The organism is Pseudomonas sp. RGB, from assembly GCF_007713445.1.
GTDB lineage: Bacteria > Pseudomonadota > Gammaproteobacteria > Pseudomonadales > Pseudomonadaceae > Aquipseudomonas.
The window spans coordinates 177,140-198,052 of record NZ_VMSH01000010.1; the positions used below are offsets into that span (position 1 = coordinate 177,140).

Sequence of the window (20,913 nt, forward strand, 5' to 3'; positions counted from 1 at the left end):
GCTGGCTTGCCTGCGATGAGGCCCGTCCAGTCACCCGAGAACCCCGGCCATGCACTTTGACCTGATCGACCTGCGCCTCTACCTGCACATCCTCGACACCGGCAACATCACCGCCGGCGCGGCGCGCAGCCATTTATCCCTGGCCGCCGCCAGTGCGCGCATCCGTGCGATGGAAGCGTCATTGGGCATCGAATTTCTTGAGCGCGGCCGCCGGGGCGTCACACCCACACCCGCGGGCAAAGCCCTGGCCCGCCACGCGCGCTTGCTGCTGCAACAAGCCGAACACCTGCAACATGACCTCGCCGAATACGCCAACGGCGTCAAAGGCCAGGTGCGCCTGCTGTGCAACACCACCGCCCTGAGTGAATACCTGCCGGAATTGCTTGCCGATTTTCTGCGCGAACACCCCAACCTCGATATCGACCTGCAAGAGCTGCCGAGCCTGCGCATCACACAGGCCTTGCGTCAGGGCACCGCGGACCTGGGCATCATTTCCGACGCAGTGGACACCCACGGCCTGCAAACCCTGCCCTTTCGCGACGACCCGCTCGTACTGATCATGCCCCTCGACCATCCGCTGACGACCGCGAGTTTCATCGACAGCCTGCAATACGACTATGTCGGCCTGGCCGCCAACAGCGCATTGGCGGTGTATTTGGAGGAACAGGCGCTGCACGCGGGCTTTCGCCTGCAAACCCGCATCCGCGCCGATGGATTTGATGGGTTGATTCGCATGGTCGCGGGCGGCGCCGGCCTAGGCATCGTGCCCCAAGCGGCACTGGAGCGCTGGCCGCTGCAGCGCCGCTTCAAAGCCCAACCGCTGCAAGAAGAGTGGGCCCGCCGCACGCTGCTGTTGTGCGCGCGCTCCTTCGAACAATTGCCCAGTTACGCCAAGGCTTTGTTCGACGCCCTCGCCCTGCCCTTGCGGAAAAACCCGTAATACACCGCCGACAGAATCAGCAGGAACGGCACGCCGAACACCAGCGTCATTTTGAACGCCTCGGTGAAGTACGTGGTGATCATCACCGCGCCCATCAACACCAGGCCCAGCAGCGTGCTGTAGGGGAACAGGCGCAGTTGGAACGACAACTTCGCCCCGCCATGGCGCTTGCGATAACGGCGGAAGAACAGGTGCGTGAGGAAGATCATGAACCAGGTGAAGATCGCGCCGAACATCGAGATCGCCATCATCAGCGTAAACGAGCTTTCCGGGTACACCACGTTCAGCAAGGTCGCCAGGGCAATGCCCGAGCTGGACAGCAGCAACGCATTCAGCGGAATCCCGCTCTTGCTCAACGCGCCCATCGACTTGGGCGCAAAGCCTGCGCGCGAGAGGCTGAACATCATGCGCGTGGTGATGTAGAGCTGGCTGTTCATCGCCGACAGCGCGGCGATCAGAATCACAAAATTCATTACCCCGGTGGCGCCGGGAATGCCGATGGTCTGCATCACCGTGACGAACGGGCTCTGGGTCTGACCGGCCTGGCTCCACGGCACGATGGCCAGCATCAGCGCCAGGGTCAGCAGGTAAAACACCACCAGCCGCACGATGGTCGCGCGAAAGGCTTTCTTCACTGCCTGTTCCGGGTCGGCGGCTTCACCGGCGGCCACCGCGATCATCTCCACGCTCAAGTAACTGAAGATCGACACGATCACCGCGATCCACATGCCGCTCAAGCCATGCGGGAAAAAGCCGTCGTGGGCGGTGTAGTTCTGCACGCCGTACGCCGGGTTGCCGGAGCCGAACACCACGTACACCGCAAGGATGATGAAGCCGACGATGGCGCTGATCTTGATCGTCGAAAACCAGTATTCGAAATTGCCGAAGGTCTTCACGCTGATTGCATTGAGCAGGATCAACACGCTGGAAAACGACACGATCCACACCCATTCCGGCACGTTGGCAAACCAGTACTTCATGTACATCGCTACCGCCGTGACCTCGGCGCCCACCGCCAGCACAATCGCGGCCCAGTAGGCGTAACGCACCAGAAACCCGGCCAGCGGGCTGATGTAGAACTCGGCGTACGCGCCGAATGAGCCCGAGGTGGAATGCGCCACCGTCATTTCCGCCAGGCAGCCCATCAACAGCAAGGTGATCAGCGCGCCGATGGCGTAGCTCACCAGCACGCTGGGCCCGGCATAGCCGATGGCATAGGCGCTGCCCATGAACAGACCGGTGCCGATGGCGCCACCGATGGCGATCATACTCATCTGGCCGCAAGTGAGCTGGCGCCGCAGGCCCAGTTCGCGGTGGGTGATCTCTGCAAAACCGTTGTCGGGTGTGGTCACGTGGTGTGCCCCTTTATTATTGTGATTGCACAGTTTGGATATTGACGCAGATCCCCTGTGGGAGCGGGCTTGCTCGCGAATGCGCAGTGTCAGTTACCGCATGTGGTGGCTGACACTGCGCATTCGCGAGCAAGCCCGCTCCCACATTTGGCTCTGCGTTGAATCAGGTGACGCTGTTGCGCACTTTGAATTGCGGCTGGTCCCAGGTTTTCTGGTCGAGGATTTCACCGAGGATCTCCACGGCATCCCATACCTCGGTAAAGCTTGTGTACAACGGCGTAAAACCAAACCGCATGATGCGCGGCTCGCGGTAATCACCAATCACGCCCCGAGCGATCAGCGCCTGGATCACCGCGTAACCTTCGGGGTGCTCGAAGCTCACATGGCTGCCGCGCCTGGCGTGCTCGCGCGGGGTAATCAGCACCAGGCCGTGGGCGGCGCAGCGGGCTTCGACCAGCGCGATAAACAAGTCAGTCAACGCCAGGGATTTAGTCCGCAGGCTGGCCATGTCGGTCTGGGCAAAAATCTCCAGGCCGCATTCGACCATGGCCAGCGAGGTGATCGGCTGCGTGCCGCACAGGTAGCGCGCAATGCCCGCGCTCGGCGCGTATTGAGCTTCCATCGCGAACTGCCGGGTATGCCCGAACCAACCCGACAAGGGCTGGCGCACCACGTCCACCAGCAGCGGATTGACCCACACAAACGCCTGGGAACCCGGCCCGCCGTTGAGGTATTTGTAAGTACAGCCAATCGCGTAATCGGCCCGCGCCGTGTGCAGGTCGATGGGCACCGCGCCCGCCGAATGCGCCAGGTCCCAGATGCTCAGCGCGCCACATTCGTGGCTCAAGGCGGTGAGCGCCTGCATGTCGTACATGTAGCCGGTTTTGTAGTTGACGTGGGTGAGCATCACCACCGCCACGTCCTGGTCGATAGCCTGCGGCAGTTCATCGGGGCTGTTCACCAGTCGCAATGAATAACCCTGCTGCAGCAACTCGGCCAGGCCTTCGGCGATGTACAGGTCGGTGGGGAAGTTGCTCGCCTCGCTGACGATCACCTTACGGCCCGGCTGGCGTTGGCGCTGCACGCTCAACGCGGCGCTGAGTACCTTGAACAGGTTGATGGAGGTGGTATCGGTGATCACCACTTCGCCGTCGCGCGCGCCGATCAAGGGCGCCAGGCGATTGCCCAGGCGCTGGGACAAATCTGCCCAGCCGGCGCTGTTCCAGCTGCGAATCAAGCCATTGCCCCACTCTTGGGCGATCACCTGCTGCGCCCGCGCCAACGCCGCCACCGGGCGGGCGCCGAGGGAGTTGCCGTCGAGGTAGATCACGCCCTCAGGCAAGGCGAACTGACGACGCAGTGGCGCCAGCGGGTCCTGAGCGTCGAGGGCTTGGCAGTGGCTTCGGATGGTCATGGGCTGTCCTGATTTTTATAAGTGAAGATGGAGCAAATAATGAACGAAGCTTTAGAGAATTTTCGTGCAAAGTGGTGGGTAACAGGCTAATTAAGCTGTAGGAAATTCGAATTTAACCCCAAAACACGCGGATTTATTCTAAGCATGATTCTCGACGCCACCGACCTGCGCCTCCTGCATTTTCTGCAACAGGATGGCCGCATCAGCAACCAGGAACTGGCCGAAAAAGTCGCCCTGTCGCCCTCCGCCTGCCTGCGCCGTTTGCGCCTGCTCGAGAGCGAGGGAATCATCAGCGGCTACCGCGCGGTGCTGAATGCCGAGCAGCTGGGAATCGAGCTGGAAGCCATCGTGCACCTGTCCTTGCGCCAGGACGTGGAGGATTGGCACGAGACGTTTATCAAAAAGGTGCAAGGCTGGCCGGAGGTGGCCAGCGCGTACGTGATTACCGGCGCGAGCAACTATGTGTTGCGGGTGCAGGCGCGGAATTTGAAGCACTTTTCGGACTTTATCGTGAACCACCTGAACCGCACGGCGGGGGTGATGGATATTCGCTCGGAGATTGTGTTGCAGAAAATCAAGGATCGGGATGAGGTGTTGGACTTAGTCCTGCGCAAATAGCAGCAACACCTCAACTCAAATGTGGGAGCTGGCTTGCCTGCGATGCAGACACCTCGGTGCATCAGATACACCGAGTTGATGCCATCGCAGGCAAGCCAGCTCCCACATTTTTATGCGTGTTCAGTCTTCCAAGGCACGCACGCGTTGCATGCGTTTTTGCTCTACCGGCGCATCAGCCCGTTGCAGCTCAAAGTCAAAATCAATCTGCGCAAAGCGCCCTTCCACGCCAAACTCCCGCGCCAGTTGCTGATCGTCACTGAAGCGAATCTCCGCAATCAACTCATCCCGTGTCGCGTAAGCAAAGTCATCGTGCAAGTACGGGTCGTCTGACAGGTTGATCTGGGTGGTCAAATGCCGATGCCCCGGCGCCGAGATAAAGAAGTGAATATGCGCCGGCCGCTGCCCATGGCGGCCCAGTTGGTCGAGCAGCTGTTGAGTCGGCCCGGTCGGCGGGCAGCCGTAGCCGGACGGCACGATGCTGCGAAAGCGGTAGTTGCCCTGGGCATCGGTCTCGATGCGCCGGCGCAGGTTGAACTCGGACTGCGTCGGGTCAAACCATGAATAGGTGCCACCGGTATTGGCCTGCCACACATCGACAATCGCGCCTGCTAAAGGCTTGCCATCGGTATCGCGCACTTGCCCGCGCATAAACAGCGGCACCGCGTCGTCCTTGCCATCGTCCAGCCGTGCTTCGTATTGGCTCAGCGGCGCCCCGGCCACATACAGCGGGCCTTCGATGGTGCGCGGCGTGCCGCCGGATTTGCCGGCTTCTTCGTCGGCGGCGTCCATCAGCAAATCGAGGTAATGCTCCAGGCCCAGGCCGGCAGCGAGTAAGCCGGCCTCCTGATGTTTGCCCAGCTCGTTGAGGTAATTGACCGCCTTCCAGAACTCTTGCGGGGTCACTTCCAGGTCTTCGATGATGTTCACCGTGTCGCGCAGGATCCGGTAGATCAGCGCCTTGGCGCGCGGGTTGCCAGCGTCATTGTGATTGCCGCTGGCTTCTTCGAGAAACGCTTGGGCGTGGGCAGTCTGGGAAAGTCGGATGGACATGGTGCAATCCTCATCTTGTCATTATTGGGTGCAAAACAGGCTCAGCGGTCGTCCTCATGGATCGACGAAGGGTGGCGGCACAAGGCATTCACTTCGATGGCCATGTAAGGGAAAAGCGGCAGTTGCATCAGCAGGTCGTGCAGGTCTTGCACGCTGTCGACGTCGAACACGCTGTAGTTGGCGTAATGCCCGGCGATGCGCCACAGATGGCGCCATTTGCCCTCCTGCTGCAGGCGCTGCGCCAGGGCTTTTTCTTCGGCTTTCAGGCCAGCCGCGCGCTCAGGGTTCATGTCCAGCGGCAGGTTCACGGTCATTTTTACGTGGAACAACATGGCGGGCGCCTCTTAGTGGTTGTCACGACGGAAGAACGCCAGACGCTCTTCATCGATAGCCAGGCCAAGGCCCGGTGCAGTGGAAACATGCAACGCAAAATCGCGGTACACCGGCGGCTCGGTGAGGATGTCTTCGGTGAGCAGCAAGGGGCCGAACAGTTCGGTGTCCCACGCCAGCTTGTTCAAGGTCAGGAAGGCATGCGCCGAGGCCAGGGTACCGATGCCGCCTTCGAGCATGGTGCCGCCGTACAGGCCGATACCGGCGGCTTCGGCGATGGCGGCGGTGCGCAACACGGCGCGCGGGCCGCCGTTCTTGGCGATCTTCAGCGCGAACACCGAGGCTGCGCCTTCGCGGGCCAGGTTGAAGGCATCCTCCACGCACTCGATGGACTCGTCGGCCATGATCGGCGCCGGGCTCGATAGATTCAGCCGAGCCATGCCGCTGCGGTTGTTGCGCGAAATCGGTTGTTCGATCAGGTCGATGCCGTTGTCGCCGAGCACCTTGCACGCACGCAGGGCCACGGCTTCGTCCCACGCCTGGTTAACGTCAACGCGCACACTGGCGCGCTCGCCCAGGGCTTTTTTGATCGCGATCACGTGGGCCAGGTCGCGGCCAACCTCACCGGCGCCGATCTTCAATTTGAAGATGCGGTGACGGCGCAGGTCGAGCATCTTTTCCGCTTCGGCAATGTCCTGCGCAGTGTTGCCGCTGGCCAGGGTCCAGGCCACCGGCAAGGCATCCCGCACCCGCCCACCGAGCAGCTCGCTGACGGGCAAGTCAAGCCGTTTGCCCAGCGCATCGAGCAACGCGCTTTCGATGCCGGACTTGGCAAAGGTGTTGCCACGAATGCTGCGCTCCAGGCGCAACATGGCCGCGTTGATGTTGCTCGCGTCCTGGCCAATCAGCAGTGGCGCGAAGTGGCGGTCGATGTTGACCTTGATGCTGTCAGGGCTTTCGTTGCCGTAGCTCAGACCGCCGATGGTGGTGGCCTCACCGATGCCCTCGATGCCGTCGGCGCAGCGCAGGCGGATGATCACCAACGTCTGGTTTTGCATCGTGTGCATTGCCAGCTTGTGCGGGCGGATGGTGGGGAGGTCGACGATGACCGTTTCAATCGACTCGATGGCGCAAATCGGCATGGCTATACCCGTGGGGTTCTTTATAGGTTTGAGCCGATTCTGTGCCGTATTTTTTGTGGCTTCCAATATAGAATGGGTCTCGCACAATACCCTCAAGGTATGAAAGGAGCCGCCATGGAACTGCGTCATCTGCGCTATTTCCAGGTGCTGGGTGAAACGCTGAACTTCACCCGCGCCGCCGAACGCCTGCACATCGCCCAGCCGCCGTTGAGTCGGCAGATCCAGCAATTGGAAGACGAACTGGGGGTGATTCTGCTTGAACGTGGCCGACCGCTGCGGCTGACCGCAGCCGGGCGGTTTTTCTATGAACACGCCAATGTGCTGCTCGAGCAACTGGGCAAGGTCTGCGACACCACGCGCCGCATTGGCCAGGGCGAAAAGACCTGGCTGGGCATCGGCTTTGCGCCGTCGACCTTGTACGGCGTGCTGCCGGAGTTGATTCGGCGGCTGCGCAACGATGCGGTGCTGGAACTGGAATTGGGCTTGTCGGAGATGACCACTTTGCAGCAGGTCGAAGCGCTGAAAGCCGGCCGCATTGACGTGGGCTTCGGGCGCATTCGCATCGACGACCCGGCCATCGTCCAGCGTGTGCTGGTGGAGGATCGACTGGTCGCCGTACTGCCCGCCGGCCACCCGCTGCTGGGTGCGCCCGCGACCCTCGCCCAATTGGTCGCCGAGCCGTTTGTGCTCTACCCCGGCAACCCGCGCCCCAGCTATGCCGACCATGTGATTGCGCTGTTCGATGCCCACGGCCTAAGCCTCAAGGTGGCGCAGTGGACCAACGAGTTGCAAACCGCCATCGGCCTGGTCGGTGCCGGCATGGGCGTGACGCTGGTGCCGGCGTCGGTGCAAGTGCTGCACCGCGCGGATATCGGCTACACGCCGATTGTGGAAACCACCGCGACCTCGCCGATCATTCTCAGCCAACGGGTGAATGATCAGTCGCCGGGGCTCAGTCATTGTTTGCAGTTGGTGGAAGAGTTGATCTGAGATCTCCCGCACACCACAAATCCCCTGTGGGAGCGGGCTTGCCTGCGATGGCGGTGGAACATTCACCACCGCTATCGCAGGCAAGCCAGCTCCCACATTCTGATCTTCATAAGGTTTAGAGACTGCGCAGGCGCTTGCGCTGCAAGGTCTGGCTGGGCGATTCATCAAACAGCTTGCGGTACTCCGCCGAAAACCGTCCCAAATGGGTAAAGCCCCAACCCAGGGCCATTTCGGAAATGGTCCGAGTAGACCCCTGCTCAAGGATTTCCTGACGCACCGCGCCCAACCGGTACTTCTTCAGGTACGCCATGGGCGACAGCGCAAAGTACTTGCGAAACGCATCGAACAGCTTGAACCGCGACACGCCCGCAGCCGCTTCCAGGTCTTCCAGATGCACCGCTTCGCGGGCGTTGTCGTGGATGTACTGCCGCGCACGAATCAGGTAGTGCGGCAGCTTCACGCCCAGCACGTCGCGCAGCTCTTCTGAATAGTTATTCGGCTGGGCGAGGATCAAGCCTTTGATCAACGAGCTTTCCAGGTCACGCGTAAACGCCGCCTGCTCATACAGCTCGCTGCTGCGCTCAAGCTCGGCAATGAAATACCGCGCCATGCGCCACCACGACGCTGAAGCCCCCTCCACCGCGTCCATCACCGACTCAAAGCGCAGCGGTGCCTCAATCGGCCGTTGCAGCAAGCCTTCCAGGGATTCACTCATCGCCGCGCGGGTGATCACCACCTGCAATTTGCGGCAATCACCGGAGATCGCCAGCACCTGATGCTCGTTGGGCGAGAGGATCACGCCTTGGTCGCGATTGGAACTCAGCCGCTCGCCGTTCTTGCTCAATTCCTGCTCGCCCACCAACGGCAGGCTCAGGCTGTAGCTGCTGAAGTGCTCGGCGTCTTCGATGCCGATGGTCACGTCCGTGCCGTACTCGATCACGCCCAAGGTGGTAGCGCGGGACTTGAACACATTGGCGCTGTGGTGAAAGCGCAGGCGCTCCGGCGTCGACGTCGCCAGGCGGTGCGGCCCACAAATGCCGGACATCCAGCTGCGGGCGCCTTCCAGGTCGAAGCGTTGAATATGGATTTCGCGTGTATGGCTACTCATCAGGGTGCACCCACGGCGGTTAGGCGGTTGCGCGCTCTGGCGGCGCGTCGTTGACAATCGACAGCAAGTTCTACGCCACGCGCGCCGTAATGCAACGGGGTGGATAGCAACGGTCGACTATGTGGATAAGCCGCAGGTTTTTGCGACGTTCCCTTGGTATGACAGTAGCGCATCGCGTCACCTCGCTGCACCGAACTGGGTATTTGCTGCCCAACGATGCGCGCCCAACTATGCGGCCCATCTCTGCCCATTAAGCGGATAGCCCGCACCCTGCCGCGCTGCCTCTAATGAACCACCGATTAGCCCCTATCAAAAAAGGTGCCTCCCATGAGTGGTGCAAGAAGCGTCGAGCAGTGGAAAACGTTTATCGAAAGCTGCCTGGATTTTCGCCCGGCGGACGCCGTGTTCCGCATCGCCCGGGACATGTTCACCGAGCCGCAACTGTTCGACCTGGAGATGGAACTGATCTTCGAAAAAAACTGGATCTACGCCTGCCACGAAAGCGAACTGGCCAATAACCACGACTTCGTGACGATGCGCGCCGGGCGCCAGCCGATGATCATCACCCGCGATGGCGAGGGCCAACTGAATGCGCTGATCAACGCCTGCCAGCACCGCGGCACCACGCTGACGCGCGTCGGCAAAGGCAACCAATCCACCTTTACTTGCCCGTTCCACGCCTGGTGCTACAAGAGCGACGGCCGGCTGGTGAAGGTCAAGGCGCCGGGGGAATACCCGGAAGGTTTCGACAAAGCCACGCGTGGCCTGAAGAAAGCCCGCATCGAAAGCTACAAGGGCTTTGTGTTTATCAGCCTGGACGTGAATGGCCGCGACAGCCTGGAGGACTTTCTCGGCGACGCCAAAGTGTTCTTCGACATGATGGTCGCGCAGTCTGCCACCGGTGAGCTGGAAGTGCTGCCGGGCAAATCCGCCTACACCTACGACGGCAACTGGAAACTGCAGAACGAAAACGGCCTGGACGGTTATCACGTCAGCACCGTGCACTACAACTACGTGGCCACGGTGCAGCATCGCCAGCAGGTGAACACCGAAAACGGCAGCGGCTCCGCCAGCACGCTGGACTACAGCAAACTCGGCGCGGGCGATGCCAACACCGACGACGGTTGGTTCGCCTTCAACAATGGCCACAGCCTGTTGTTCAGCGACATGCCCAACCCAAGTGTGCGTTCCGGCTACGCCACCATCATGCCGCGCCTCGTGCAAGAGCACGGCCAGCAGAAGGCCGAGTGGATGATGCACCGCCTGCGCAACCTGAACATCTACCCGAGCCTGTTCTTCCTCGACCAGATCAGCTCGCAGCTGCGCATCATCCGCCCGGTGGCGTGGAACAAGACCGAAATCATCAGCCAGTGCCTGGGCGTGAAGAACGAGTCGGATGCCGACCGCGAAAACCGGATCCGCCAGTTCGAGGATTTCTTCAACGTGTCCGGCATGGGCACACCCGATGACCTGGTGGAATTTCGCGAAGCCCAGCGTGGTTTCCAGGGCCGCCTGGAACGCTGGAGTGATATCTCGCGCGGCAGTCACCGCTGGGAAACCGGGCCCACGCCGAACAGCGAAGCCATCGGCATCCAACCGGCGATGACCGGCACCGAGTTCACCCACGAAGGCCTGTACGTCAACCAGCACCGCAACTGGCAGCACTTGCTGCTTAACGGCCTGGACCAACACGCGCTGAAGCTGCGGGAGGTGAAGTGATGAATGCGCAATTGCAGTATCAGATCGAGCAGTTTTTCTACCGTAAATCCGAGCTGTGCGACGCCCAGGACTGGGACGCCTATGTGCAGCTGTTCGACCCGCAGAGTGAGTTCCACCTGCCGCAATGGGACTCGGAACACGTCTACACCCGCGACCCCAAGCGCGAGATGTCGTTGATCTATTACGCCACCCGTTCGGGCCTGGAAGACCGCGTGTTCCGTCTGCGCACCGGCAAGGCGGCGTCGGCCACGCCAATGCCGCGCACCTTGCACCTGATCAATAACGTGCGGATCGCCGAGCAACCCGGCGGGCTGCTGGAAGTGAAGTTGAACTGGCACACGCTGTTCTATCGGCTGGCCATGTCGGAGCAGTTCTATGGCAGCGCCACCTACAGCCTCAAAGCCCATGGCGACAGCTGGCTGATCACCCGCAAGCACGCCCTGCTGCTCAACGACACCATCAATTCGGTGCTGGATTTTTATCACCTTTGACCATGCCTGGGCTTGTTGTGGCCAGCGGGCTTGCCCCGCGTTGGGGCGCGAAGCGGCCCCTGGTCCAGCCACTGCGGTTTGACGCAAAAAATGCGGTGACATTAATTGGGGCTGCTTCGCAGCCCAACGCGGGGCAAGCCCGCTCGCCACAGCAGGCCTGCTCGCCACAAAAGCTCACTCGTCAGCCATCAAATCAGATACGCGGAGTTATGCGGATGAATCACAAAGTAGCCTTCAGCTTTGCCGACGGCAAAACCCTGTTTTTCCCGGTGGGCGCCAACGAAATCCTGTTGGACGCGGCCCTGCGCAACGGCATCAAGATCCCGCTGGACTGCCGCGAAGGCGTGTGCGGCACCTGCCAGGGCCGTTGCGAGTCGGGCGACTACAGCCAGGATTATGTCGACGAGGAAGCGCTCTCCAGCCTCGACCTGCAGCAACGTAAAATGCTCAGCTGCCAGACGCGGGTCAAATCCGATGCAACGTTTTACTTCGATTTCGATTCGAGCCTGTGCAATGCGCCGGGGCCGGTGCAGGTGCGCGGCACGGTGAGCGCGGTGCAGCTGGTCTCGGCCAGCACGGCCATTTTGCACGTGCAGGTGGAGGCGCCACTGGACTTCCTGCCGGGCCAATACGCCCGCCTGTCGGTGCCCGGCACCGACAGCTGGCGCTCTTACTCCTTCGCCAACCGGCCGGGTAACCCGCTGCAGTTTCTGGTGCGCCTGCTGCCCGATGGCGTCATGAGCAACTACCTGCGCGAGCGCTGCCAGGTCGGTGATGAAGTGCTGATGGAAGCACCGTTGGGCGCGTTTTACCTGCGGCATGTCACCCAGCCGCTGGTGCTGGTGGCCGGCGGCACCGGGTTGTCGGCGTTGCTGGGCATGCTCGATGAACTGGCGGCCAACGGCTGCGAGCAGCCCGTGCACCTGTACTACGGCGTACGTGGCGCCGAGGATTTGTGCGAAGCAACACGCATTGAAGCCTACGCGTCGAAAATCCCGGGGTTTCGCTACACCCAAGTGCTGAGTGACCCGTCGCCCGAATGGCCCGGCAAGCGTGGTTACCTCACCGAGCATTTCGACCTGGCCGAATTGCGGGACCAATCGGCGGATATGTACGTGTGCGGCCCCCCTCCGATGGTCGAATCCATCCAACAATGGCTGCTGGATCAGGCACTTGTTGGCGTTCAGCTGTATTACGAAAAGTTTACGCAGAGTAATATCTGACCCCTCAGTACTTTGAGGGGCGGGTGCGGCGTGCAATCAACCCTGAGAAAAACAAGTAGAAGGGAATGTTAATGGCGGATGACATGGTTAACCCGGTAGGCCTCAAGCGTGGCCTGAAGAACCGGCATATTCAGCTGATTGCCTTGGGAGGGGCGATTGGCACGGGGTTGTTCCTCGGCTCGGCCGGGGTGCTCAAGTCGGCGGGCCCGTCGATGATCCTGGGGTACGCGATCGCCGGCTTCATCGCCTTCCTGATCATGCGCCAGCTCGGCGAGATGATCGTCGAAGAACCGGTGGCCGGCTCCTTCAGCCACTTCGCACACAAATACTGGGGCGGCTACGCAGGCTTCCTGGCCGGCTGGAACTACTGGGTGCTCTACGTGCTGGTGGGCATGGCCGAACTGACCGCCGTGGGCAAGTACATCCAGTTCTGGTGGCCGGAGATTCCGACCTGGGTCAGCGCGCTGGTGTTCTTCGTCGCGGTCAACCTGATCAACACACTGAACGTGAAGTTCTTCGGTGAAGCCGAGTTCTGGTTCGCGATCATCAAGGTGGTGGCAATTGTCGGCATGATCGTGCTCGGCTGCTACCTGCTGTTCAGCGGCACCGGCGGCCCGCAAGCCGCGGTGAGCAACCTGTGGAGTCACGGCGGGTTCTTCCCCAATGGCGGCATGGGGCTGTTGATGTCGATGGCCTTTATCATGTTCTCGTTTGGTGGCCTGGAGCTGGTGGGCATTACCGCCGCCGAGGCCAGCGAGCCGCGCAAAGTGATCCCCAAAGCCATCAACCAGGTGGTTTACCGGATCCTGATTTTCTACGTCGGCGCCCTGACCGTCTTGCTGTCGCTGTACCCGTGGGACCAACTGCTGCAAACCCTCGGCGCGTCGGGCGATGCCTACAGCGGCAGCCCGTTTGTGCAGATCTTCTCGCTGATTGGTAACGACACCGCCGCGCACATCCTCAACTTCGTGGTGCTGACCGCGGCGCTGTCGGTGTACAACAGCGGCGTGTACTGCAACAGCCGCATGCTGTTCGGCCTGGCCGAGCAAGGCGACGCGCCCAAAGCGCTGATGAAGCTCAACAAACAAGGCGTGCCGCTGCGCGCCCTGGCGATTTCGGCACTGGTGACGATGCTGTGCGTGGTGGTCAACTACGTCGCGCCCAAGAGCGCCCTGGAGTTGTTGTTCGCGCTGGTGGTTGCCTCGCTGATGATCAACTGGGCGCTGATCAGCATCACTCACATCAAGTTCCGCAAGGCCATGGGCGAGCAAGGCGTGACGCCGTCGTTCAAGACCTTCTGGTTCCCGTTCAGCAACTACCTGTGCCTGGCGTTCATGGTGATGATTGTCAGCGTGATGCTGGCGATCGATGGCATTCGTGAGTCGGTGTATGCGATGCCGGTGTGGGTGGGGATTATCTACATTGCCTACCGGATGCGGATCAAAAAGGGTAGCGCCTTAGCGAATGCACAGTGATCCCTGTGGGAGCCGGGCTTGCCCGCGACGGCGGTGGGTCAGACACCGGATGCAGTGCCTGACCCACTGCCATCGGGGGCAAGCCCCCTCCCACATTCGCTTGCATAGGTCATGAAAAAGCCCCGGGATTCCGGGGCTTTTTTTATAGCGTGGAACGCACTCGCCACAACTCGGGGAACAGCACCGTGTCGAGCATCTTGCGCAAATACCCCACGCCCTCGGTGCCGCCCGTACCAGGTTGAAAGCCGATGATCCGCTCCACCGTGGTCACATGCCTGAAGCGCCATTGGCGGAACGAATCCTCCAGGTCGATAAACTTCTCGGCCAACTGATACAAATCCCAATACCGGTTCGGGTCGCGATACACCTCACGCCAGGCCGCTTCCACCGACTCATCGTGAACCGTGGCCGCCGTCGGGTCGCGCTCGGCGCGTTTGGGGTCAATCGCCAAACCGGCTTTGGCCATCAGGTTGACCGCCTCGTCATACAGCGACGGCGTGGCAATCGCCACTTTCAACTCGTTCAACAACTCCGGCCGGTGCGCGTGAGGCCGCAACAGCGCCGCGCTTTTATTGCCGAGGATAAATTCGATCTCGCGGTACTGGAACGACTGGAACCCCGACGACTGCCCCAGGAACGGGCGAATGGCCTTGTATTCCGACGGCGTCATGGTCGCCAACACCGCCCAGGCGTGCACCAGTTGATCGAAGATCCGCGACACCCGCGCCAGCATCTTGAACGCCGGCGGCAACTCGCCCAGGCGCACATGTTCGCGGGCAGCCTTGAGTTCGTGAAGCATCAGTTTCATCCACAGCTCGGACGTCTGGTGCTGGATGATAAAGAGCATTTCGTTGTGATCCGGCGACAGCGGGTGCTGGGCGCTGAGGACCTTGCCCAGGTCCAGGTAGTCACCGTAGCTCATCGACTCGGAAAAATTCAGCTCGGCGTTGTGCCATTCTTCCGGGGGCTGGTAATCAGGTGAGAAGGGGCATTGGCTCATCGCGTGGGCTCCTTGAGCGGGCGGAGGATGGCGCGCACCGGGCTCGCGTCCAGGTTGGCAAAGCGCAGCGGCAGCGCGATCAATTCATAGTCGCCCTCCGGCACGTCATCGAGCACGATGCCTTCGAGAATCGCCATGCCATGGCGGGCCACGGCGTTGTGCGAATCCATGGTCTTGGACTGTTGCGGGTCCAGGGACGGCGTATCGATACCGATCAGGCGCACGCCCAGGCTGGCGAGCAGCTCGATGGTTTGCGCCGCGATGGCGGTGAAGTTCGAATCCCATTCGGTCAGCGGCGCTTGTGGATAAGTGCGCAGCAGCACGCGCTCGGGCAAGTTATCCACACGGCCTTCCAACTGATGCGGCTGCACCAGCGCGCCACTGCCCAGGCAATGCAACACCCGGCACGGGCCCATGTACACGTCCAGCGACACGTCGCCGATCGGCGCGCCGTCAGCGCTGTAATGCAGCGGCGCATCCACATGCGCGCCGGTGTGCGGCGAAAAGGTCACGCGGCCCACATTCACCGGGCACTCGGGGCCGAACTGCCACACGCGCTCTTCCTGAAACGGCGTATCGCCCGGCCAGGTCGGGGTCGCCGTGCTCAAGGGCGGGCTGATATCCCACCACGTTTTTATTGGGTTCATTTCAAGGCTCTCACTCGTTCTGGGGTGAATGATACGAGGGCCAGCCGTGCATTTTCTTGCTAATTCCAGCGCCAGGCGGGAATTCTTTCGCAGTTACTGCGAGGAAATGGCGGATTGGCGCCCGAATATTTTGTCTGACCAAAACAGCTCAAACACTGGAGATCCAATGTGGGAGCGGGCTTGCTCGCGAAGGCGGTGTGCCAGTCAATACAGGTGCGGGCTGACCCACCGCTTTCGCGAGCAAGCCCGCTCCCACAGGGACTACATGGGTATCAGAGCAATCGCATTCGCCTGCGCTTCTGGGCATCCCGATGTCGAGCTCAGACCACTGGCACAACGCCCGAGGCCTTAGGGTGCATCTTTCCCTTCCCTGCCTCGGAGCCATCATGTCCAACCCCATCACCGTACTGCGCGACACCCACCCACTGCCGGTCCTGGATGCCTGCAAATGGGAAAAACTCGAAGGCGACCCGCACACCGTCAACCTCAACGCCTACACCAGCGAAGACGGCAGCAAAATCATGGGCACCTGGATCTGCACACCGGGCAAGTGGTACGTGGAATACGTGAAGTGGGAATACTGCCATTTCCAGGAAGGCTACTGCGTGATCACCCCAGAAGGCCTGGAGCCGATTCACCTGCGGGCTGGGGATATCTTTGTGGTGGAGCCGGGATGAAGGGCACGTGGGAAGTGGTGGAGACGGTGCGTAAGTATTTTGTGTTTGCCTGAGCGATTGAACCCGGACTACTTCTTCCTTGTGGCGAGCGGGCTTGCCCCGCGTTGGACTGCGTAGCGGCCCCTGGTCCAGGCACTGCGGTTTGGCTGGGAAAATGCGTTGACTTTATTGGGGCTGCTGCGCAGCCCGACGCGGGGCAAGCCCGCTCGCCACAACAAGCCCGTTGGCCACAAGAAGCCCGCCAGCCACAACTAGCCCGTTGCCCATAAAAAGCCCGCTTGCTAAGGCAAGCGGGCTCGGCATTCTACTGGGGCTTGCGATAGCTGTTGATGATCGCCGAGAAGTCCTTGCCGCCCTCCTCGCGCTGGCTCATCGATTGATACAACTGCTGGGCCACAGCGCCCAAAATCACCGGTTGTTTGGCCTGGCGCGCGGCTTCGGTGGCCAGGCCCAGGTCCTTGAGCATCAGGTCGGCACCAAAGCCGCCGGTGTAACCCCGCGACGACGGCGCGGTTTCAATCACGCCCGGCCAGGGGTTGTAGGTGTCGGAACTCCAGCAGCGCCCGGTGGAGCTGTTGATAATCCCGGCCAGCACTTGGGTGTCGATGCCCAGCGCGTCGCCCAGGGCCATGGCTTCGCTGACGCCGACCATGCTGATACCGAGCAGCAGGTTGTTGCAGATCTTGGCGATCTGGCCGGTGCCCACATCGCCGCAATGCACGATGTTGCGGCCCATCTGCGCCAGCACCGGTTGCAGGGTGGCGAACAGCTCCGGGGTGGCGCCGACCATGAAGGTCAGCGTGCCCGCGCTGGCGCCGCCGGTACCGCCGGAGACTGGCGCGTCGGCCATCACCACGCCTTGCTTGGCCGCCGCTGCAGCGACATCGCGCGCAGTTTGCGGGTCGATGGTGCTGCAATCCACCGCCGGTACGCCTTTGCCGATGCCGGCCAAAACCCCGTCTTCATTCAGCCACACGCTGCGCACATGAGCCGCCGCCGGCAGCATGGTAATCACCAGCTCAGCGCCTTGGGCTGCGTCACGCGGCGAGTCGCTGATGCTGCCGCCCAGCTCGGCGAGTTCCTTGAGCACGGTCTGGTTCAGGTCGAACAGGTTCAGCGCGTGGCCGGCCTTGATCAGGTTGCGGGCCATGGGCGCGCCCATGTTGCCCAAGCCGATAAATGCAATCTTCATGGTCGTCTCCCGAATCAGCGCAGGTTGATGGTGGTGTTGACGCCATCATTGACCGTGTCGTCGTCGAACCAGCGGCTCGTGACGGTTTTGGTCTGGGTGTAGAACTGCACCACTTGCTTGCCATACGGGCCGAGGTCGCCGAGCTTGGAGCCACGCGAACCGGTGAAGCTGAAGAACGGCACTGGCACCGGAATCGGAATGTTGATGCCGACCTGGCCTACATCGATTTCGCTCTGGAACTTACGCGCCGCCGCCCCACTTTGGGTGAACAGGCCGGTGCCGTTGCCGAACGGGTTGGCGTTGACCAGCGCAATGGCTTCATCCAGCGTGGCAACTTCGAGCACCACCAGCACCGGGCCGAAGATTTCCTGGGTGTAGATCTGCATGTCCGTGGTCACGCCCGAGAACAAGGTCGGGCCGACGAAGTTGCCTTGCTCGAAGCCCGGCACCTTGATGTCGCGACCGTCCAGCTCAAGCTTGGCGCCTTCTTTCACGCCGCTTTCGATCAGTTCCAGGATGCGCGCCTTGGCGCGCTTGGAAATCACCGGGCCAACATCCGTACCGGCTTCGCTGCCGGCATTAACCTTGAGCTTTTGCGCCAGCGCTTTAAGGTCCGGCAGCCATTGCTTGGCCGCGCCCACCAGCACCACCACCGAGGTGGCCATGCAACGCTGGCCCGCTGCGCCAAAACCAGCACCGACCAAGGCATTCAGGGTGTGTTCGCGGTTGGCGTCCGGCAGCACCACGGCGTGGTTCTTGGCGCCCATCATCGACTGCACGCGCTTGCCGTGTTTACCAGCCAGGTCGTACACATGAGTGCCGACGGCGGTCGAGCCGACAAAGGACACGGCCTTGATGTCTTTATGGGTGCACAGCGCATCCACCACATCCTTGCCGCCGTGTACCACGTTGAGCACGCCAGCCGGCACACCGGCTTCCAGCGCCAGCTCCACCAGCAATATGGTCGACAGCGGGTCTTGCTCGGACGGCTTGAGTACAAAGGTGTTACCGCAGGCAATCGCCATCGGGAACATCCACAGCGGAATCATCGCCGGGAAGTTGAACGGGGTAATACCGGCGCACACACCGATAGGTTGGCGCAGGGTGTAGGTGTCGACGCCACCGGCGACGTTTTCGGCGAATTCGCCCATCTGCAACGTGCCGATGGAGCACGCGTGCTCGACCACTTCCAGGCCGCGGAAAATATCGCCTTCGGCATCGGCAATGGTCTTACCTTGCTCGGCACTGAGGACTACAGCGATGCGTTTGGAATGTTCACGGATCAAGGCCTGCAGCTTGAGCATGATGCGCATGCGCGCGCCGATCGGCGTCAGCTTCCAGGTCTGGAAGGCTTGATGGGCAGCGTCGATGGCCGCGTTGACTTCATCGGCGGTCGCGAAAGGGACTTTGGCCAGCACTTGCTGGGTGGCCGGGTTAACGATGTCTTGCCAATGGGTGGTCTTGGACTCGACCCATTCACCGTTGATCAGCAACTTGACCTGTTGCACGGAAATGTCGGCAGAAGCGTTCATGTGGTCTCCAATCTTGTAGTTATGCAGAGACAAGGCGCGTGAATCGCCTTGGGAATGAGGCGTTCGGACTATTTTTGGAGTATAGATGTGCAAATCTCTAATAAGAACGCACATAAAAGCCGGTCCAATATGCAAAAAAACATCACGTCCTTGGGCTCCCTGAACTGGGATGACCTGAAGTTTTTCCTCGAAGTGGCCCGCACCCGCAAGGCCAGCGTCGCCGCCAAACGCCTGGCGGTGGACTACACCACCGTGTCGCGGCGCATCAGCTCGTTGGAAGTGTCGCTTGGCACGCTGCTGTTCGAAAAATCCCGGACCAACGGCTTCGTGCTCACCGCCGAAGGCCAGCGTTTGCTGGGTTACGCGGAGTCCATCGAAAGCACGCTGCACATGGCTTGCGAGCAGGTGTCCGGCTCCGGCGTGGCGCTGTCCGGCCATGTGCGCATGGGCTGCACCGAGGGTTTCGGCAGTTTTTTCGTTACGCCGCAGCTCAGCCATTTTGTCGACACCTACCCCGCCATCTCGGTCGACATCCTGCCCCTGCCCCACTTCATCAGCCTGTCCAAGCGCGAAGCCGACATCGTCATCGCCCTGGAACGCCCGGAACACGGGCCGTATGTGTGCTGCAAGCTGTGCGACTACAAGCTGCAGCTGTACGCGACCCAGGATTACCTCGACCAACACCCGCCCATCCAGCGGCCAGCGGATTTGGCTGAGCACCCGTTTATCAGTTATGTGGATGACTTGGCGTTCAGTTCGGAGCTGCTGTACCTGGCGAATGTGGTGCCGGGCGCCAGCGCGAGTTTGCGCAGCACCAGCGTGATCGCACAGTACGTGGCCGCGCAGCAGGGCCGGTCGATGGCGATATTGCCGTGCTTTCTGGCCGCGCAGGACCCGCGGCTGTTGCCGGTGTTGGGGGAGCAGATTTCGATCACGCGGCAGTTCTGGATGTATTGCCGGGAGGATCTGCGCAAGTTGAAGCGGATTACGTTGTTGTGGGATTACATCCGTGAGGTGACGGAGCAGAACACCGGGTTGTTGATGGGGGAAACGCGGGAGATAAGGTTCGCGGATTAAAGGGCCATCAATGACGATTCGCTTTAATTTGCAGGACGTTTCCTAGAGACTCTCTAACCCATTGCGCCTTACCGTTTGGGTCACTAGCCTCCCTGGGTCGCTGCACATCAGCGATCGGGTTTAGCGACTCGGATTAGTTGGGGATGTGATGCCAAAGTATTGCCAGGCGTTTTACCTGTCTTTACCGTTTTATGGCGGCTGTACGCGGGAGACCTTCGGGTCTGCCGGGTTCCCAAATTTACCGGTTCGCTAACCCGTGTACAGCTGCCACCTCTTCATGTTTAGCGACATGCCGTGGTGACCCCTACTGCAAATTTGGGAAACATCATGTCAAAAATCGTTCCTGATCCACCGCTTTCCTCCATCACCACCCTCGGCGTCGTCACGTTCGGCGACTACGGCGAAAACCAAAAACCCCTGTTCCGCGTCAACGCCGGCATGCCGATTGAGCAAGCCCTGGAACACGCATCCACCTTGCTTTTTTACTCCAAGAAACTCGCCATGGAAGCCGCCATGGATGTGCGCGGCGAGCAATACGCATGGGCCGCGCATTACCTGTGTGAGATGGGCAAGGCCGTGGTGGATGACCTGACGCAGGCGATGACGCCGGGCAGTTAAGCGAACACTGCGGCATAAAGGTGGGAGCAGGCTTGCTCGCGAATGCAGTGGGCCAGCCAACACATCATTGCCTGAACGACCGCCATCGCGGGCAAGCCCACTCCCACATTTTGGACTGTGGCGGATGGGAAATTTTGCGTCAGGCACAAATCAGTGTGGGAGCTGGCTTGCCTGCGATAGCGGTGGGTCAGTCAGATTATCTGCGGCTGATACACCGCATTCGCGGGCAAGCCCGCCCCCACAGTTGGGACTGTGGCGGTTGGGAAATTTTGCGTCAGGCACAAATCAGTGTGGGAGCTGGCTTGCCTGCGATGGCGG

The 20,913-nt window shown here is 61.1% G+C and carries 19 protein-coding genes and 1 pseudogene; 10 read left to right on the forward strand and 10 right to left on the reverse strand.

Going from position 1 to position 20,913, the window contains the following annotated elements:
* The first annotated feature begins 49 nt into the window (after nucleotides 1–49).
* Nucleotides 50–940: a LysR substrate-binding domain-containing protein gene (locus FPT15_RS21255; protein ID WP_145164356.1), complete on the forward strand. Its 891-nt coding sequence runs from the start codon at nucleotides 50–52 to the stop codon at nucleotides 938–940.
* On the opposite strand, the gene FPT15_RS21260 is transcribed toward FPT15_RS21255, so the two are convergent.
* On the reverse strand, nucleotides 886–2,292 hold the full coding sequence (locus FPT15_RS21260) for an amino acid permease (RefSeq protein ID WP_145164358.1): 1,407 nt from the start codon (nucleotides 2,290–2,292) through the stop codon (nucleotides 886–888). The two genes, FPT15_RS21255 and FPT15_RS21260, sit on opposite strands and share 55 nt — an antisense overlap.
* Nucleotides 2,293–2,455: 163 nt before the next feature.
* Entirely contained in the window at nucleotides 2,456–3,706 is a 1,251-nt protein-coding gene (gene kynU / locus FPT15_RS21265; RefSeq protein WP_145164360.1) for a kynureninase, read from the reverse strand.
* A 144-nt stretch (nucleotides 3,707–3,850) separates the two neighbouring features.
* On the opposite strand from kynU, the gene FPT15_RS21270 reads away from it, so the two are divergent.
* Nucleotides 3,851–4,324: an Lrp/AsnC family transcriptional regulator gene (locus FPT15_RS21270; protein WP_003194103.1), complete on the forward strand. Its 474-nt coding sequence runs from the start codon at nucleotides 3,851–3,853 to the stop codon at nucleotides 4,322–4,324.
* A 120-nt stretch (nucleotides 4,325–4,444) separates the two neighbouring features.
* Here the strand turns inward: FPT15_RS21270 and catA are convergent, their stop codons facing one another.
* The 3 genes from catA to FPT15_RS21290 are packed head-to-tail and all read right to left on the reverse strand — an operon-like array spanning nucleotide 4,445 to nucleotide 6,846.
* Nucleotides 4,445–5,374, reverse strand: a complete 930-nt coding sequence (gene catA, locus FPT15_RS21280; RefSeq protein ID WP_145164362.1) for a catechol 1,2-dioxygenase — start codon at nucleotides 5,372–5,374, stop codon at nucleotides 4,445–4,447.
* Between the two features lie 41 nt (nucleotides 5,375–5,415).
* Nucleotides 5,416–5,706 (reverse strand): muconolactone Delta-isomerase, encoded by a 291-nt coding sequence (gene catC, locus FPT15_RS21285; protein ID WP_016974901.1) that lies wholly within the window; start codon nucleotides 5,704–5,706, stop codon nucleotides 5,416–5,418.
* 12 nt (nucleotides 5,707–5,718) lie between these two features.
* Nucleotides 5,719–6,846: a muconate cycloisomerase family protein gene (locus FPT15_RS21290; RefSeq protein WP_145164364.1), complete on the reverse strand. Its 1,128-nt coding sequence runs from the start codon at nucleotides 6,844–6,846 to the stop codon at nucleotides 5,719–5,721.
* A gap of 114 nt (nucleotides 6,847–6,960) precedes the next feature.
* Between FPT15_RS21290 and FPT15_RS21295 the strand changes: the two genes are divergently transcribed.
* Nucleotides 6,961–7,836, forward strand: coding sequence for a LysR family transcriptional regulator (locus FPT15_RS21295; RefSeq protein ID WP_145164366.1), 876 nt, complete (start codon nucleotides 6,961–6,963; stop codon nucleotides 7,834–7,836).
* Nucleotides 7,837–7,951: 115 nt separating this feature from the next.
* Here the strand turns inward: FPT15_RS21295 and FPT15_RS21300 are convergent, their stop codons facing one another.
* Nucleotides 7,952–8,944, reverse strand: a complete 993-nt coding sequence (locus tag FPT15_RS21300; protein ID WP_145164368.1) for a helix-turn-helix domain-containing protein — start codon at nucleotides 8,942–8,944, stop codon at nucleotides 7,952–7,954.
* Between the two features lie 327 nt (nucleotides 8,945–9,271).
* Between FPT15_RS21300 and antA the strand changes: the two genes are divergently transcribed.
* The 4 genes from antA to FPT15_RS21320 all read left to right on the forward strand — a co-directional run bounded on the left by antA (nucleotide 9,272) and on the right by FPT15_RS21320 (nucleotide 13,852).
* Entirely contained in the window at nucleotides 9,272–10,663 is a 1,392-nt protein-coding gene (gene antA / locus FPT15_RS21305) for an anthranilate 1,2-dioxygenase large subunit (protein ID WP_145164370.1), read from the forward strand.
* Nucleotides 10,663–11,154, forward strand: a complete 492-nt coding sequence (antB, locus tag FPT15_RS21310) for an anthranilate 1,2-dioxygenase small subunit (protein WP_145164372.1) — start codon at nucleotides 10,663–10,665, stop codon at nucleotides 11,152–11,154. The genes antA and antB overlap by 1 nt, the downstream gene beginning before the upstream one ends.
* 215 nt (nucleotides 11,155–11,369) lie before the next feature.
* The gene (gene antC / locus FPT15_RS21315; protein WP_145164374.1) at nucleotides 11,370–12,377 is read left to right on the forward strand and encodes an anthranilate 1,2-dioxygenase electron transfer component AntC; all 1,008 of its coding nucleotides are present in this window, start codon (nucleotides 11,370–11,372) and stop codon (nucleotides 12,375–12,377) included.
* Nucleotides 12,378–12,448: 71 nt separating this feature from the next.
* The gene (locus tag FPT15_RS21320) at nucleotides 12,449–13,852 is read left to right on the forward strand and encodes an amino acid permease (RefSeq protein ID WP_145164377.1); all 1,404 of its coding nucleotides are present in this window, start codon (nucleotides 12,449–12,451) and stop codon (nucleotides 13,850–13,852) included.
* A 142-nt stretch (nucleotides 13,853–13,994) separates the two neighbouring features.
* Here the strand turns inward: FPT15_RS21320 and kynA are convergent, their stop codons facing one another.
* Both kynA and kynB read right to left on the reverse strand, forming a co-directional pair.
* On the reverse strand, nucleotides 13,995–14,852 hold the full coding sequence (gene kynA, locus FPT15_RS21325) for a tryptophan 2,3-dioxygenase (RefSeq protein WP_145164379.1): 858 nt from the start codon (nucleotides 14,850–14,852) through the stop codon (nucleotides 13,995–13,997).
* Nucleotides 14,849–15,499: an arylformamidase gene (gene kynB / locus FPT15_RS21330; RefSeq protein WP_145164381.1), complete on the reverse strand. Its 651-nt coding sequence runs from the start codon at nucleotides 15,497–15,499 to the stop codon at nucleotides 14,849–14,851. Before kynB ends, kynA begins: the two co-directional genes overlap by 4 nt.
* Nucleotides 15,500–15,885: 386 nt before the next feature.
* On the opposite strand from kynB, the pseudogene FPT15_RS21335 reads away from it, so the two are divergent.
* Nucleotides 15,886–16,229, forward strand: a pseudogene (locus tag FPT15_RS21335) (cupin domain-containing protein).
* A gap of 251 nt (nucleotides 16,230–16,480) precedes the next feature.
* Here the strand turns inward: FPT15_RS21335 and mmsB are convergent.
* Nucleotides 16,481–17,368, reverse strand: coding sequence for a 3-hydroxyisobutyrate dehydrogenase (gene mmsB / locus FPT15_RS21340; protein WP_145164383.1), 888 nt, complete (start codon nucleotides 17,366–17,368; stop codon nucleotides 16,481–16,483).
* 14 nt (nucleotides 17,369–17,382) lie between these two features.
* The gene (locus FPT15_RS21345; protein ID WP_145164385.1) at nucleotides 17,383–18,900 is read right to left on the reverse strand and encodes a CoA-acylating methylmalonate-semialdehyde dehydrogenase; all 1,518 of its coding nucleotides are present in this window, start codon (nucleotides 18,898–18,900) and stop codon (nucleotides 17,383–17,385) included.
* Nucleotides 18,901–19,029: 129 nt separating this feature from the next.
* Here FPT15_RS21345 and FPT15_RS21350 point away from each other — a divergent pair, with 129 nt between their 5' ends.
* Nucleotides 19,030–19,977: a LysR family transcriptional regulator gene (locus FPT15_RS21350; RefSeq protein ID WP_145164387.1), complete on the forward strand. Its 948-nt coding sequence runs from the start codon at nucleotides 19,030–19,032 to the stop codon at nucleotides 19,975–19,977.
* A gap of 327 nt (nucleotides 19,978–20,304) precedes the next feature.
* Complete coding sequence (locus FPT15_RS21355) at nucleotides 20,305–20,595, forward strand: DUF3077 domain-containing protein (protein WP_145164389.1); 291 nt, start codon at nucleotides 20,305–20,307, stop codon at nucleotides 20,593–20,595.
* Nucleotides 20,596–20,913: the final 318 nt, after the last annotated feature.

What these genes read in the sequence shown, in the direction of transcription:
- kynA (WP_145164379.1), bottom strand. Translation starts at nt 14,852, where the DNA reads ATGAGCCAATGCCCCTTCTCACCTGATTACCAGCCCCCGGAAGAATGG.
- catA (WP_145164362.1), bottom strand. Translation starts at nt 5,374, where the DNA reads ATGTCCATCCGACTTTCCCAGACTGCCCACGCCCAAGCGTTTCTCGAA.
- antA (WP_145164370.1), top strand. Translation starts at nt 9,272, where the DNA reads ATGAGTGGTGCAAGAAGCGTCGAGCAGTGGAAAACGTTTATCGAAAGC.
- FPT15_RS21345 (WP_145164385.1), bottom strand. Translation starts at nt 18,900, where the DNA reads ATGAACGCTTCTGCCGACATTTCCGTGCAACAGGTCAAGTTGCTGATC.
- FPT15_RS21290 (WP_145164364.1), bottom strand. Translation starts at nt 6,846, where the DNA reads ATGCCGATTTGCGCCATCGAGTCGATTGAAACGGTCATCGTCGACCTC.
- FPT15_RS21270 (WP_003194103.1), top strand. Translation starts at nt 3,851, where the DNA reads ATGATTCTCGACGCCACCGACCTGCGCCTCCTGCATTTTCTGCAACAG.
- mmsB (WP_145164383.1), bottom strand. Translation starts at nt 17,368, where the DNA reads ATGAAGATTGCATTTATCGGCTTGGGCAACATGGGCGCGCCCATGGCC.
- catC (WP_016974901.1), bottom strand. Translation starts at nt 5,706, where the DNA reads ATGTTGTTCCACGTAAAAATGACCGTGAACCTGCCGCTGGACATGAAC.
- FPT15_RS21295 (WP_145164366.1), top strand. Translation starts at nt 6,961, where the DNA reads ATGGAACTGCGTCATCTGCGCTATTTCCAGGTGCTGGGTGAAACGCTG.
- antB (WP_145164372.1), top strand. Translation starts at nt 10,663, where the DNA reads ATGAATGCGCAATTGCAGTATCAGATCGAGCAGTTTTTCTACCGTAAA.
- FPT15_RS21355 (WP_145164389.1), top strand. Translation starts at nt 20,305, where the DNA reads ATGTCAAAAATCGTTCCTGATCCACCGCTTTCCTCCATCACCACCCTC.
- kynB (WP_145164381.1), bottom strand. Translation starts at nt 15,499, where the DNA reads ATGAACCCAATAAAAACGTGGTGGGATATCAGCCCGCCCTTGAGCACG.
- FPT15_RS21320 (WP_145164377.1), top strand. Translation starts at nt 12,449, where the DNA reads ATGGCGGATGACATGGTTAACCCGGTAGGCCTCAAGCGTGGCCTGAAG.
- FPT15_RS21255 (WP_145164356.1), top strand. Translation starts at nt 50, where the DNA reads ATGCACTTTGACCTGATCGACCTGCGCCTCTACCTGCACATCCTCGAC.
- FPT15_RS21350 (WP_145164387.1), top strand. Translation starts at nt 19,030, where the DNA reads ATGCAAAAAAACATCACGTCCTTGGGCTCCCTGAACTGGGATGACCTG.
- antC (WP_145164374.1), top strand. Translation starts at nt 11,370, where the DNA reads ATGAATCACAAAGTAGCCTTCAGCTTTGCCGACGGCAAAACCCTGTTT.
- FPT15_RS21300 (WP_145164368.1), bottom strand. Translation starts at nt 8,944, where the DNA reads ATGAGTAGCCATACACGCGAAATCCATATTCAACGCTTCGACCTGGAA.
- kynU (WP_145164360.1), bottom strand. Translation starts at nt 3,706, where the DNA reads ATGACCATCCGAAGCCACTGCCAAGCCCTCGACGCTCAGGACCCGCTG.